The organism is Ectobacillus antri, assembly GCF_003852715.1.
Lineage (GTDB): Bacteria > Bacillota > Bacilli > Bacillales > Bacillaceae_G > Ectobacillus > Ectobacillus antri.
On sequence record NZ_RIAV01000011.1, the window covers coordinates 36,960 to 50,819 of the forward strand.

Consider the following 13,860-nt stretch of genomic DNA (forward strand, 5'->3'; position numbering starts at 1 on the left):
TTTATTGTCAGGCTTTGTTAAATCAGAGTGGAACAGTGCACCAGCAATCATGAATGGATAAAGGAAGGAGAAATATGATACAATGATACGCAGGCAATTCAAAAAAAGAGGTCGAGAGATGAGCGTAAAAATGACACCCCCTGTTGGGAAGAATGAATATATAGATGTAATTTTTGAGGATTTAACACATGATGGTGCTGGTGTGGCAAAGGTGAATGGCTATCCGATTTTTGTAGCACAGGCGCTGCCAGAAGAGCATGCAACAATCAAGATTATTAAGGTAAAAAAGAATTTTGCGTTTGGCCGCTTGATTGAGCTGCATAAGAAAAGCCCCTATCGTCAAGAAGCGCCTTGTGCTGTGTATAAGCAGTGCGGTGGCTGTCAACTTCAGCATTTGAGCTACGAAGGTCAGCTAAAAGCAAAAGAAAAGCAAGTACGTGATGTGATGCGTCGTATTGGCGGCTTGGAAGACGTACTGATCCATCCAGTGTTAGGCATGGAAAAGCCATGGGAATATCGGAATAAGGCGCAGGTACCGATTGGTGATAGAGAAGGCGGGTTGGTCGCTGGTTTTTATCGTCAAGGAACACATGAGATTATTAACATGGAAAAATGCTTAATTCAAATTGAAGCAAACGATGTGTTAATTCAAGCAGTAAAAGCCATTTGCGAGAAATACGGCGTACAGGCATATCGAGAGGAGCAACATAAGGGAACATTGCGACATGTGATGGCACGCTATGGACAAGTGACCGGTGAAATTATGCTGGTGTTTGTGACGCGTACGGAAGATTTGCCGCAGCAACAGCAAATCATCGATGAGATTGTCGCACAATTTCCAAATGTGAAATCCATCGTGCAGAACGTAAATACAAAGCGTACGAATGTTATTTTTGGCGATGTAACAAAAATATTGTACGGCTCAGAATATATTTATGATTGTATCGGTGATATTAAATTTGCAATTTCAGCCCGCTCCTTTTATCAAGTCAATCCAATACAAACAAAGGTATTATACGATAAGGCACTGGAGTATGCTGCACTTAGTGGGCAAGAAGAGGTAATCGATGCGTATTGTGGAATTGGAACTATTTCCCTTTTCTTAGCGCAAAAAGCCAAAAAGGTGTACGGTGTTGAAATTGTTCCGGAAGCAATTGAAGATGCAAAACGTAACGCTGCACTGAATGGCATGACAAATGTAGAATTTGCGGTAGGAGAAGCAGAAACAGTAATTCCTAATTGGTATAAGCAGGGTATCCGCGCCGATGTAATGGTCGTTGACCCGCCGCGTAAAGGCTGTGACGACTCGCTGTTGGCGACCATTATTGATATGAAGCCAAAACGCGTTGTATACGTGTCTTGTAATCCTGCCACACTTGCTCGTGATTTACGTATCTTAGAGGATGGCGGCTTTAAGACGCGAGAGATTCAACCTGTTGATATGTTCCCGCAAACGATGCATTGTGAAGCGGTAGCAGTTTTAGAAAGTGTATAAGGAAAAGAGGCTGTAACAAAAGGTTTTCAGCCAAAGAAAAATCCGAACTATTACCCAGAATTCTCTACCCAGAATTCGATTTAGTTCGGATTTTTCCTTTATAGTGTTTGGCATTAGAGTTATATGATTCAGTTATGTCCTGGCCTCTTTTTTGTATAAACATAAATTATTTTATTTTTAAAATTATTATATACAAAAATACGGTTTTTATAATAGAATCTTCTTATGTAAATTTATCATATTTGCAATGTGAACGTGTAAAGAAGGAGTAAGAAAATGACTGGGTTATACATGTTAGGTGTTTATTTGCTTTCTATTACAAGTTGTTTTGTCATTATTACGTTACGAATGAATTATGAAAGCAAACGAGAAAAATATAAAGCGATATGGGGGCCTGTGTTATTAACCCTCCTTTTTTGGTGCATTCATATATTAACCGTATTATCGTTCGGATTGCCTCTTTCTGTAAATCCTATCACGTATTTTGTCAGTAGCTTAGTCATGGGCGGGTTGATGGTATGGGTCGTTTTACATTTGGCCTACAGTATATTTTTAACTCATGTTCGATTTCTTATGGCTGTTCTTGCTGTATCCACATATATGTTTGTAAGTCATTATATTACCTCTTTATTTGTATATGAAACGTTTGTAGATGTTAAGCTATTGCAATTGATGATGGCATTCACACTAACATTAGCCTATATTTATGCCGGACTTCGCTATTTAATTGAATTAGGGCGCTCTGAATCGTTAAAAAAAATATATATTTGGAAAGTGCTAGGTTCACTATTAGGTGGTATTGTCATGGCTGGTATTCCGTATGTGACATTTTTAGCAATTATAGAAACTGAAGATTCATTTCTAGGTTTGCGGGAAACAAGCTTTATACCTTATTACATACAGATTGTGTTTGTATTTTTATTGAATCTTGTTCCTGACTTAATGAGAGAAGAAACTGTGAGGGAGCAAGAGACACGGATTACAGATAATCAAAATAATCAGCAATTGTTGTTTGATAACCATCCAGAGCCTGTATTTGTATTAAGTAGAGATGGTATATTTGAACAAGTGAACGAAGCTTTTGAACAATTTACGAGGCGACCTAAACAGCAGATTATAGGTAATCACTTTGGGGATTTTATGTTCGGAGAAGTAAAGCGGCAATTTGAACAGCTGTTTAAGAGTACAATAGAAGGTGGTGCTCATCATAAAGAACTTCAGATTGAAAGGCAGAATACATACAAATTAGATGTAATGGTTACGACAATTCCTATAGTGGTAGAAGGTAAAACGACAGGGGTATATGGCATTATAAAAGACGTAACGGAAGCCAAAAAGGTAGAGGCGACCTTTCAACGATATGCTTATCAGGACGAACTAACACTGCTTCCTAATCGCCGTTCTTTTCTCAATAAGCTACGAAACTTAGAGGAAAGTACAGCGCCATATGCCATCATGTTTATTGACATGGATAGCTTTAAAAAATTGAACGATTTGTTCGGACACTCATTTGGCGATCAAATTATTCAAGCTTTTGCCGGACGTATAGCTAAGCTTTTACAAGGTAAGCATGTATTTTCACGTATTGCCGGAGATGAATTTACAGTATTGATACAAGAAGGGCTAGAAGAAGAATTATTATGTCAGTTAGCACAAGACATTATTGATTCCATGAAAGAGCCATTTTATGTAGCGGGTAAAGAGTGCTATGTAACGGCCAGTATCGGCATAGCGATGTATCCAAAGCATGCGGGTGCGGCATCTATAGTGATGAAGTATGCCGATGCAGCTATGTACCATGCGAAAAAGAAAGGTCGTAATACCTTCCAAATTTATAATGCAACCATCCGTGAAAATACAGAAATGCAGTTAACGTTGGAAAATGATTTGCGAAGAGCAATCAGCCTTGGAGAACTCACATTGCATTATCAGCCTAAACTACATGCATTATCAAATGAAGTGATTGGTTTAGAAGCATTGGTACGCTGGAAGCATCCTAGTCTCGGTATGGTGCCGCCCGGAAAGTTTATTTCGATAGCTGAAGAAACAGGTCTTATTGTAGCGCTGGAACGGTGGGTAATGAAGGAAGTTTGTCGTCAAATTATCCGATTTGAACAAGAGGGTGTTGTGCCGCCACGTATTGCCTTTAATTTATCCACTCGTCATATTTGCCAAGAAGATATTGTATTATTTATCCAAGAGTTATTAGAACAAACATGGGTTAATCCTAACTTATTAGAAATCGAAATCACAGAAAGCTTGTTTATGGAAAATACAAACCAAGCAATTGAAAAGTTACAAGTATTGAAAGACATGGGCATTCGTATTAGCATGGATGACTTTGGTACTGGGTTCAGTTCATTAAGTTATTTGAAGTCTTTACCTCTAAACTGCATGAAAATTGATCAATCATTTGTTCGTGATGTAACAAGTGATGAGAACAGCAAAGCAATTGTTGCTATGATTATTTCTATGGCGAACTTATTGCAATTTGATGTAGTAGCAGAAGGGGTTGAAACGCAGGAGCAATTGGAATGCTTAATCAATCTGCAATGTCACCAAGTGCAAGGATATTATTTTAGTAAACCATTACCTATAGACGAAATACAGCTCTTTTTACAAAAAGCATCGTAATAAAAGCACGGAGGTCCGTGCTTTTGTTATTTGTTTTTGTTAAAGTCTCTTATTGGTTTTTACTACTATATAAGTCTACATGTTTTTTTCGACAGATAAATAGCAAGAAAATCACAGCTCTAGAACGCCGTGCTATGTGTGTATGTTCTTACTTGAAACGCGTAGCTCTTAGGCACTGACTGGACCCTACCTTGCCCGTTCTCCTTTCCTACCCAAAAAGCATGTCGAGTTGTACTTATATAAATTTACTTTCTGCGTACTTGTTTAGTATTCCTTTCGTTACTTCAAGAGTAACTCACTGTGCAACGACTACTTGATTGCGTCCTTGTGCTTTGGCTTGGTATAAAGCTTGATCAGCTTGATGAATGAAGTGTGCAGCAGAGCTACGAGCATATTTTGCGACACCTGCACTGATTGTAATAGGGATATGTTTACCTCTATGTGTAAAATGGGCATTAGAAACTGCTGTTCGAATTCGTTCTGCAATCTGTAGGCATTCCTTTGTTGTAGTTTCCGGAACTAACACAACAAACTCTTCTCCTCCTATACGAACCAAGCCATCCGAAGCTCTAATATTATCTTGTATGATGCCTGCGACCTGCTTTAAAATATTGTCTCCGGCTGAATGGCCATATGTATCATTCACTGCTTTAAAATAATCGATATCGAGGAGAATGATGTGAAGTGGGATGCCGGTTTTATTACTGAGCGTAATGGTTTTTTCCATATAAAAATCAAAATATCTGCGATTGTATACACCCGTTAACTGGTCTACCAATGTTAGTTCTCTTGTTTCACGTAACGCCCGGTTGTATTGAATTTTACAATAAGCAACGGTGAATAGAACGGAGTGGTTCGTAATCGTTCCAACCATAAATTCAATGAGCATATCTCGAGACATATCCTGCGATATAAAAGCAAATGAATATTTTACAGCGCTGAGGAAAAAGGCAACTAACACCGCTACCCTCCAACTCGGAAAAGCAGCAATAAGTAAAATACCGGGTAAAATCATAAGAGACCAAATTGCATTATAGGGAAATAACGAATATAAAAACAGAGGCGAGAGAACAGTAATAGGGATTAAGAATAATAGTATTTTCTTATTCATTGCAACTTCCTTTCGACAACCAAGCTATCATAGCGTTTCCGCCTTAGACCATAGGTTTTGCGTCCCTATCTTTCAACAGGTTTGCCCTTTTCGTAGGATGATTTTGTAACTTAATATTACTAAATCGAGATATTCATTTCAATGAAAATGAAAAATATAAAAAAAAACTTGCGCAATTGCGCAAGTTTTTTTATAGGATAAAGCTGACAATTACAGCAGACAAAACGCTTACAAGTGTTGCTCCGTATAGAAGACGTAAGCCGAATCGTGCAACTGTATTTCCTTGCTTTTCGCTCAATCCTTTAACCGCACCAGCGATGATGCCGATGGAAGAGAAGTTTGCGAAGGATACAAGGAAGACAGAGATAATTCCAAGCGTACGAGCACTCAAATCATTTGCTACCTTACCAAGATCAATCATAGCCACAAACTCGTTTGTTACAAGTTTAGTTGCCATAATACCACCTGCTGTTACTACTTCAGAAGCAGGAACACCCATGATGAAAGCAAATGGTGCAAAGATATAGCCAAGAATTTGTTGGAATGAGATACCGAATATCATATCAAATACGTTATTGATGGCAGCCATTAAAGCAACGAAACCAAGTAGCATTGCACCTACGATAATCGCAACTTTAAAGCCGTCCATGATATATTCGCCAATCATTTCAAAGAAGGTTTGTTTTTCTTCCTCTTCTTGAATTTCAAGAATATCTTCTTCTTCTGTAACTGTGTAAGGATTAATAATTGATGCGATAATAAAACCGCCGAATAGGTTAATAACAATAGCTGTTACAACATACTTTGGCTCAATCATCGTCATGTATGCACCTACAATGGACATAGAAACTGTTGACATTGCGGATGCACATAATGTGTACAAGCGGTGAGAAGGAAGCATATCTAATTGTTTTTTTACAGTAATAAATACTTCAGATTGTCCCACCATAGCAGATGCTACTGCATTGTATGATTCTAATTTTCCCATTCCATTGATTTTGCTTAGAAGTAAACCAATCAACTTCATAATGAATGGAAGAATTTTAAAGTATTGAAAAATACCGATTAGAACAGAGATAAATACGATTGGTAAAAGAACACCTAAGAAGAAAGACATCTGACCTTCGTTTACAAGACCACCGAATACGAAATTAATACCTTCATTCGCATATTCAAGCAACTTTTCAAATACGCCGGCAATACCTTTAATTAAAACAAGACCAAACTTTGTGTTTAGTAATACATAAGAAAGAACCAATTGAACAACAATCATAATAGCAATAGGTTTAAATTTAATGTTCTTTCTGTCGGAGCTTACTAACCAAGCTAAACCCAAAACAACAACTAATCCTAAAAGGGCGATTAAATATTTCATTGCTGCCTCCATGAAAATAATAATAATAAATTACGAGTTACATAGATTACAAGTCTTTAGAAGAAAAGCCACCTGGTAACAACTCTTGTACAGATGTTACTTTGTAGTCGCCTTTTAAATTGGCAAGGATAACAGGAGTATGATCTTCGCCAAACTCTGCAATAACTTGACGGCACGCACCGCATGGTGAGATAGGCCCCTCTGTATCGCCGACAACCGCAATTGCCGAAATCTCAGTTTCGCCTTCAGAAACCGCTTTAAATAAAGCTGTTCGTTCAGCACAATTTGTTAAGCCATATGAAGCATTTTCCACGTTACAGCCGAGAAAGATCGTATTATTTTTTGTTAATACGGCTGCACCTACTTTAAATTTAGAGTACGGAACATAAGCATGATTACGTGCTTCAATTGCTTTGGCAATAAGCTTTTGAACATCCATTTGCTAGCCTCCCAATCTTCTAAAGATAGTTGTCAGATTGTAGAATAATCTTATAAGTGAAATGTAATGATTTGTATGATGTATGACTTCTGACAATATTGAATATATCCGAAAATTCGACACAAGTCAACAAAAAACTGATAACGTTTTCATTGGTTTTATATTGTCTGAATAAAATACAATTTCAGTGAAGGGGTGTGTTATAGAGAAATAGAAGTAATACATGTTTAGTTTTCTGACAAAATGTAAGAAGATATAGGACTTAAGTCGTATTTGTGTCTGCAGCAGTAGTATATATGAACAAGTTGGTCTAGAATGAATATAGAGGGAGTGATGACTTTGGAAAATATACAAAAAGAATTATTGTCTCCGTCACCACAGGAGCATGTGGAGCCTATTGCAGATATTATTATTAAAGAAGAGGAGCTAATGCGCCTTAACAAAGAAGCAGATTCATATGTTGAGCAATTAAATACAGAGAGAAATGCTGATATATCAAATGTTCTCACACAGCTTGCCGCTCTTGGCGATAAAGAACAGCGTGAAGCGGGTGACACGCTAACGGCCTTAAAACAACCGGTAGCTGCCATGATGAATGGAAAAAATGATGAAATTCCTGCGACTCTCCTTGAACTACGCAAGGTTGTGTCACAACTAGATCCGAACACAGTACAAGCTTCTGGTCTCAAACGGATGGTTCATAAAATGATGCGTAAAAATCCGATGGAAGCATATATGCATAAATATCAGTCCATTGATAAGCAAATTGAAGTCATTATTAAATCACTTCTTGTTGGTCGTGACAATCTACAAGAAGACAGCGTTGGCCTGCAGATGCTTAAAGAGCAGTCGCTGAATAAAATTCACAATCTAGATAAACAGGTATATTTAGGACGCAAATTGGCGGAGATGCTAGAAGTAGAGAGACAAAAGCCAGATCGTCAAAAAGATGTCCCCCTTATTAATGATGCGCTTGAAAAAATCTTGGTGCGAACCCGCAACATGCAACAAGCGAAAAGTGTCTTACTGCAATCTATTGCTTCCGTGGATATCATTAAGAAAAATAATGAAAAGCTTATTGAAGCGATACGAAATGCAATTACGATGACACAAAATGTTGTAACTGTTTCAGCTTCTATTCAATTAGCGCTCAACAATCAGCGTAAAAGTATTGATGCGGTAAACGCAACAAATGAAGCGATTGAAACCATGATATTAAGTAATTCACGTGCACTTAAGCAAAATACAGAAGAAACAACTCGATTACTTGAGAATCCGGCAATTGGTATGGATAAACTACGCGAATCGTTTCAGAACGTGTTCGCCGCAATTAAAGCTTCAGAAGAGTCTACAGAACGTATTATTCAATCAAGCAAAACATTTGTTAAAGAATTAGATACCTTTAATGATGAGATGAAGAAGAAGCTGATTGAATATAAGCGGAAGTAGAATTTAGGTAGGAAAGAAGAGCAGGCGTGCGGTATGTTCGTGCAGAGGAAAACCATATGTACAGCGTGTATGTGTGAAAGAAAAAGTGAGGTGTAAGATGGACACGATTATATCTATCATTTTAACGATTCTTGGCATTGGGGCAGTGCTGCTGTTAGGTACAGGGGCAGTCGTTGTAATAGCGGGAAGGCGTTTGTATGTTTCTTGGAAACAGCCTTATAAACGTGCGGTAGATTCTATGGAAAAGCTTTCGCATAAATCTATTCCGTTTTTACAGGATTTCACGCATCATGCTTCCTTTAGACGCTGGCTGCGCGAAGAGGGCAGAAGTGATATAGAGGCCCTGAGTGTACTGTTTTGTGCGACAGATCATAGTACAAAAGGATTTATTTTAGATGCTTTACCAAGACACGAGCAAAAGCGTCTGCATATAAAAATTAAACAAAAAAAGAACTTTGCAAAAGAAGACATTGATTTTACGGCAGTGAAAATTCGCGAATACATGGAGCAGGCATATCAACAAGCTGACCAAACATTAGACATGTCTTTTTACACATTGTATTTTCATGAAGAATACGGGGAAACGCTCAAATATATTCAAAATGCAAGCCGCACTGTTCATGCAGAGCTCCGTGAAACCATTCAAGTGGTGGTAACAGCTGTTTTACGAAATATACCATATTATCGAACACGCCGTCTTTACGAACAGCAACACAAATACGAATCTTTTATAATGAAGGATTTGCCTGAGATGTTGGAGATTATTACACAGCTTCCTCCATCACAGCGTCCGCCTAAAGAAGAAGAACTAACCTCTTATTTACAAAAGTTCTATGATGAGTTTCTTACAGAGGAAAGCATGATGTATAAAAACTTGGACAGTGCTTTGCAGGTGAAGATGCAGGCGACAAAAGAAAAGTTTTTTAAAAACTAACTTGTTTTAGATGACCAAAAGAACGGATGATATATGGTTGCAGTCTTGTCTGTGCTGAGTAAGGTTTTAGTGAGGTGCTCTCTCATTTTCATATGAAACCAGTTGTACTTATTTAGGGGCGGATTCAACAGCCCCTAAATGCATGTAGGATAAAAAGCGAGCGTTTGTCATATGAAGATGGAAATACGAGTTACATGTAATCATGGTATTGACATTTTTTTCTTTTAATATTATCATTATCGATAATGATAATATTTTTGATACAGACACATATACATGATGGTGTAGAAAGCAAGGTGATTGGTTTGGATGAAAAAGCAAAATTAATTATACATCCGGTTCGCATGAGAATCGTACAGACCTTTATCGGAGGACAAAAGTTAACCGTGCAGGAGATACAAGAAAAGCTAAAGGACGTTCCGCAGGCTACACTGTATCGTAATTTAAATAAGCTTGTAAAAGGCGGTGTGCTAGAAGTCGCCGCAACAAATCAGGTGCGAGGAACTATTGAAAAAGTGTATGAATTGGTAGGCGGAGAGGTGGGCCTTTCAGCGGAAGAATTTCAAAATAGTTCGCGTGAAGAACAAATGGGCGTATTTATGAGATTTGTCGGCAATCTAATTGATCAGTTTGGCCGGTACTTGGATCAAGATGAAATTGACTTAGTCAAGGACGGTGTCACAATGCGCCAAGTGGAGCTGTATTTAGATGACAAAGAATATTTGGAGCTAATGAAAAGTGTCGCCAAGCTATATCAGGAGGCTATGAAACACAAACCAGAGGGTGAGAGGAGAAGAAGGTTTGTTACAACGATTGTTGTTCCAGAGGTATTGATAGGAAAGGAGAAAAGTCATGATTAGAGAAGAGAACATAAAGATTTTAAGCGCTTATGAATTAGGAGCAACTTTAACCTTCCCAGCAACGGAAGACGTACAATCTCCCGCTATTTTGTTAATTCCGGGTACGGGTGGCAGCGACCGCGATGGAAACAAAGGCGGATTAGATATGAATTTATATAAAGATTTGGCTCACTTTTTTACCAAGCAAGGCTTTGTTACACTGCGCTATGATAAAAGAGGGATGCATGAGAGCGGAGGAGATGCCTATGCGTGCGGTATGTGGGATATGGTTGATGATGCAGCAGCTTGCTTGCGCTTTTTAAAAACGCATCCGCAAGTTGATCCTAACCGTATTATTATTTTTGGTCATAGTGAAGGTTGTATTCTTGGAACGGCTTTACAGATAAAGGAGCCTGTGAGTGGACTCATCATGGTAGGTGGCGGTGCGATGTCATTAAAAGAAGCTATTGATCAGCAACGCGAGAGCGCATTCGTAGCTATGCAGGCACAAAAAGGATTTAAAGGCTGGTTGTTTCGAACATTAAAAGCAGTGGAAAAAGCGAAAAAGCAAAATGCAGCGTTTGATGAAAAAGTGCTGAATTCTACAGAAGATACAATTAAAATGATGGGAAAAAAGCTGCCTGCGAAATGGCTACGTGAGCATTATTCCTATGATATATGTGCAGATTTAGCAAGTGTCACATGTCCAACGCTTGTTATAAGCGGCTCTAAAGATTTACAGGCTCCTATTGAAGGGGTGTTGAAGGTAGAGAAGCTTGTACAAGGAGCAGTAGAGACACATATCATTCCAAATATGACGCATATCTTAAAAACATGGGATGGAGAAATAGATGGTTTGAATTTGATGAAAGTGTATAAAGAGCAAGTAAATCAGCCAATCGATGGGACGTTTCTAAAGGTACTAGAAAATTGGCTGTTGCGCTATAAGGAGGCGAAGAGCGAATGGTTAGTCAATCAGCAATAGCAGGTCTCGTTGTACAATGTATGATATCAATCCTTATTCCCATCTTTGTGTACGTGTTTATGAAAAAGAAATATAAAATCTCATTTCGTCCGGTGTTGGTGGGGGCAGCTATTTTTATAGGGTTTGTATTAATTCTTGAAGGCGCATTGAATGCTTATGTGCTGCATGTTAATGAAACCACAGCAAAAATTACGGAACATCCTTATTGGTTTACCTTGTATGGATCGCTGATGGCAGGTGTGTTTGAAGAAGTTGGAAGGTTTATCGCATTTACCTATCTGTTAAAAGTGTATCGAGACCGAAAAGATGGTCTTGCCTTTGGTCTGGGACATGGAGGAATTGAAGCTATTATCATTGGCGGCATAACAGCAATTCAAAGTATTGTATATGCGCAGCTGCTCAATACAGGGAAATTAGAAACCGCGTTTGGCCAGCTTCCACCAGAAGCTTTACAAGGAATAAAAGATTCTTTGCTAGATTTAACCTTTGTTTCAGGGATTATGGGTGGTGCGGAGCGTATCGCAGCACTTGTCCTTCAGATTGCTCTTTCCATCTTAGTTTTATATGCAGTGAAAGAGAAGAAATTCAGTTATGTTATGTTAGCCATATTTCTGCATACCCTTGTTGATTATGTCGTGTTCTTGCATCGAACAATCGGTTTATCTCTCATGGTTGTAGAAGTATTTTTATGGATAGTAGCGATATGTTCTTATATTTTCATAAAAAGAAGTAAATCTTTATTTAATATATAAGTACAACTAGAAAAACCGACATTCTTTTTTGGGTGGGAAAGAAGAACGGGCAATGTATGGTTGCGGTCAGTGCCTAAGAGATACGCGTGTCAAGTAAGCATATACACATGTAGCGAGGCGTCCTGGAGCCGTGATTTTCTTGTTGTTTATATTTCGAAAAAAACATGTCGACTTATATAGTATTGTGAGGCTGGGACATAACTAGCTTTTACAAATAAAAAAGTGAAATCGCTCCGCCGATTTCACTTTTTTCAATTTATTGTTGAATTTTGTCCTAGCCACATTTTGATAATAGGCATTTGCCGACCGTATTCCTGTAACGGAAATGAACAACGAATTTGAACAGGGCCTGTTATTAAGCAGCCTTGGAGACCGGCGGCGTATGAGTTGGTTTCGTTTGATCCCAAATTAAGCCCATACAAGCGCCGCATACGGCTGGAACAACCCAGCTAAGTCCTAGAGAAGAGAATGGTAATGCATCGAATACGGGTTGTAATCCTGATAAGGAAACACCGAATGCTTTTAAGCCGTCACATAACGCAACGAGCCCTGTCAATAGCATCGCGCCTGCATACACTTTACGCTTCTTGGTCATAAATGACAAAACAACTAATACGATGGTGAGAGGATACGCTGTTACCAAGAATGGAACAGATACAGAAATGATTTGGTTCAATCCCATATTCGCAACCAATAAGCTTACAAGTGTGACCGCTGTGACAATAAATTTATAAGTCAGCTTTGGCGAAAGTTGTTCAAAATAATGACCACATGCAGTAGTCAAGCCTACACAAGTTGTAAAGCATGCTAATGTGAAGATAATCCCAAGCAATACTGTCCCGCTAGATCCTAAGAACATGCTTGCTGTATCTGCCAAAATAGCAGTGCCGTTTTCAAATGAACCTTCTGAACCCATTTTTGCACCAGTGAATCCAATTGCTACATATACAAAAGCAAGTGCTGCACCTGCTACGAGTCCAGATGCTAACGTATATTTCATCACAGCCCTTTTTTCTGTTACACCTTGACTGTGAATAGCAGATAAGATGACAATACCAAATGCCAATGCAGCCAGGGCATCCATCGTGGCATAGCCTTCAATAAACCCTTTAAAGAAAGCACCTGTTTCATACTTCTCGGTTGGTGCGGAAAGCGCCCCATCTAAATGACTTAATGCAACAACACATAGAACGCCGATTGCTACAAGCAAAGTTGGTGTGATAAAGCGCCCCATGTAATTTACCATTTTTGATGGATTTAAGCTAACTGCATACACAAGTGAGAAAAATACAAGAGTGAATATAAACAATGTTACGGTAGAAGAAGTCCCTGTAAAAGGCTTTACACTCATCTCAAATGCTACGTTCGCATTTCGAGGAATTGCCAGAAATGGACCGATAGATAAGTAGATAATCGCAATGAAAATTGTACCGAATAATGGGTGGACACGTCCTGCTAACTCTTGCGCGCCGCCTTTTACTAACAAAACAGCGGCTAATACGAGAAAGGGTAAACCAACGCCAGTTACGATAAATCCTAGCATAGCAGGTACAAAGGAAGTTCCCGCTTCCATTCCTAAAAAGGGCGGGAAAATTAAATTGCCGGCGCCAAAGAACATCGAAAATAGCGTAAGACCGATAAAGAAAATTTCTTTTGTTTTCATCATGAACACTCCTTAAGATAAAATAAAAAAGCTCGCCCCTATAATAGGGACGAGCTTAACTCGCGATACCACCCTAGTTCCGTAAAATGAATACGGCCCTCAACAACGTACAAACATACGCGATCCCGGTAACGGAGGACATCCGGCAAATCCTACTTACACCTTCAGCTTTGCGCCTCAAAGA

The 13,860-nt window shown here is 38.7% G+C and carries 11 protein-coding genes, 1 riboswitch and 1 other annotated feature (1 of these 13 cut by a window edge); of the genes, 7 read left to right on the top strand and 4 right to left on the bottom strand.

What is annotated here, in order from left to right; genetic code table 11:
- The first annotated feature begins 118 nt into the window (after window positions 1-118).
- Both rlmD and EEJ45_RS11475 read left to right on the top strand, forming a co-directional pair.
- The gene (gene rlmD / locus EEJ45_RS11470; protein WP_124564959.1) at window positions 119-1,495 is read left to right on the top strand and encodes a 23S rRNA (uracil(1939)-C(5))-methyltransferase RlmD; all 1,377 of its coding nucleotides are present in this window, start codon (window positions 119-121) and stop codon (window positions 1,493-1,495) included.
- Window positions 1,496-1,771: 276 nt separating this feature from the next.
- Entirely contained in the window at window positions 1,772-4,129 is a 2,358-nt protein-coding gene (locus EEJ45_RS11475; protein WP_124564960.1) for a putative bifunctional diguanylate cyclase/phosphodiesterase, read from the top strand.
- 295 nt (window positions 4,130-4,424) lie between these two features.
- Here EEJ45_RS11475 and EEJ45_RS11480 read toward each other — a convergent pair whose 3' ends face one another.
- The 3 genes from EEJ45_RS11480 to EEJ45_RS11490 form a co-directional block, all read right to left on the bottom strand.
- A complete protein-coding gene (locus EEJ45_RS11480) occupies window positions 4,425-5,240 on the bottom strand; it encodes a GGDEF domain-containing protein (protein ID WP_124564961.1) in 816 nt (271 codons plus the stop codon).
- 11 nt (window positions 5,241-5,251) lie between these two features.
- Window positions 5,252-5,336, bottom strand: a riboswitch (cyclic di-GMP riboswitch).
- Window positions 5,337-5,430: 94 nt separating this feature from the next.
- The gene (locus EEJ45_RS11485) at window positions 5,431-6,615 is read right to left on the bottom strand and encodes a NupC/NupG family nucleoside CNT transporter (protein WP_124564962.1); all 1,185 of its coding nucleotides are present in this window, start codon (window positions 6,613-6,615) and stop codon (window positions 5,431-5,433) included.
- Window positions 6,616-6,661: 46 nt separating this feature from the next.
- Window positions 6,662-7,054 carry a cytidine deaminase gene (locus EEJ45_RS11490; RefSeq protein ID WP_124564963.1) on the bottom strand — a complete coding sequence of 131 codons (393 nt, stop codon included), beginning with the start codon at window positions 7,052-7,054 and terminating at the stop codon, window positions 6,662-6,664.
- 429 nt (window positions 7,055-7,483) lie between these two features.
- Between EEJ45_RS11490 and EEJ45_RS11495 the strand changes: the two genes are divergently transcribed.
- The 5 genes from EEJ45_RS11495 to EEJ45_RS11515 all read left to right on the top strand — a co-directional run bounded on the left by EEJ45_RS11495 (window position 7,484) and on the right by EEJ45_RS11515 (window position 12,013).
- Window positions 7,484-8,503 carry a toxic anion resistance protein gene (locus tag EEJ45_RS11495; protein ID WP_380018180.1) on the top strand — a complete coding sequence of 340 codons (1,020 nt, stop codon included), beginning with the start codon at window positions 7,484-7,486 and terminating at the stop codon, window positions 8,501-8,503.
- A gap of 97 nt (window positions 8,504-8,600) precedes the next feature.
- Window positions 8,601-9,437, top strand: coding sequence for a DUF3974 domain-containing protein (locus EEJ45_RS11500; RefSeq protein WP_124564965.1), 837 nt, complete (start codon window positions 8,601-8,603; stop codon window positions 9,435-9,437).
- Between the two features lie 257 nt (window positions 9,438-9,694).
- The gene (locus EEJ45_RS11505; protein ID WP_245999886.1) at window positions 9,695-10,297 is read left to right on the top strand and encodes a helix-turn-helix domain-containing protein; all 603 of its coding nucleotides are present in this window, start codon (window positions 9,695-9,697) and stop codon (window positions 10,295-10,297) included.
- Window positions 10,290-11,261 (top strand): alpha/beta hydrolase, encoded by a 972-nt coding sequence (locus EEJ45_RS11510; RefSeq protein ID WP_124564967.1) that lies wholly within the window; start codon window positions 10,290-10,292, stop codon window positions 11,259-11,261. The genes EEJ45_RS11505 and EEJ45_RS11510 overlap by 8 nt, the downstream gene beginning before the upstream one ends.
- Entirely contained in the window at window positions 11,240-12,013 is a 774-nt protein-coding gene (locus tag EEJ45_RS11515) for a YhfC family intramembrane metalloprotease (protein ID WP_124564968.1), read from the top strand. The genes EEJ45_RS11510 and EEJ45_RS11515 overlap by 22 nt, the downstream gene beginning before the upstream one ends.
- Before the next feature lie 355 nt (window positions 12,014-12,368).
- On the opposite strand, the gene brnQ is transcribed toward EEJ45_RS11515, so the two are convergent.
- Window positions 12,369-13,676 carry a branched-chain amino acid transport system II carrier protein gene (gene brnQ / locus EEJ45_RS11520; protein ID WP_124565011.1) on the bottom strand — a complete coding sequence of 436 codons (1,308 nt, stop codon included), beginning with the start codon at window positions 13,674-13,676 and terminating at the stop codon, window positions 12,369-12,371.
- Between the two features lie 42 nt (window positions 13,677-13,718).
- Window positions 13,719-13,860 (bottom strand) — a binding site (T-box leader) (it continues 95 nt past the right edge of the window).

Bases quoted from the DNA above. Each gene is read 5' to 3' on its own strand.
- EEJ45_RS11485 (WP_124564962.1), bottom strand. From the start codon at position 6,615: ATGAAATATTTAATCGCCCTTTTAGGATTAGTTGTTGTTTTGGGTTTA.
- EEJ45_RS11480 (WP_124564961.1), bottom strand. From the start codon at position 5,240: ATGAATAAGAAAATACTATTATTCTTAATCCCTATTACTGTTCTCTCG.
- EEJ45_RS11515 (WP_124564968.1), top strand. From the start codon at position 11,240: ATGGTTAGTCAATCAGCAATAGCAGGTCTCGTTGTACAATGTATGATA.
- brnQ (WP_124565011.1), bottom strand. From the start codon at position 13,676: ATGAAAACAAAAGAAATTTTCTTTATCGGTCTTACGCTATTTTCGATG.
- EEJ45_RS11510 (WP_124564967.1), top strand. From the start codon at position 10,290: ATGATTAGAGAAGAGAACATAAAGATTTTAAGCGCTTATGAATTAGGA.
- EEJ45_RS11475 (WP_124564960.1), top strand. From the start codon at position 1,772: ATGACTGGGTTATACATGTTAGGTGTTTATTTGCTTTCTATTACAAGT.
- EEJ45_RS11495 (WP_380018180.1), top strand. From the start codon at position 7,484: ATGCGCCTTAACAAAGAAGCAGATTCATATGTTGAGCAATTAAATACA.
- EEJ45_RS11490 (WP_124564963.1), bottom strand. From the start codon at position 7,054: ATGGATGTTCAAAAGCTTATTGCCAAAGCAATTGAAGCACGTAATCAT.
- rlmD (WP_124564959.1), top strand. From the start codon at position 119: ATGAGCGTAAAAATGACACCCCCTGTTGGGAAGAATGAATATATAGAT.
- EEJ45_RS11500 (WP_124564965.1), top strand. From the start codon at position 8,601: ATGGACACGATTATATCTATCATTTTAACGATTCTTGGCATTGGGGCA.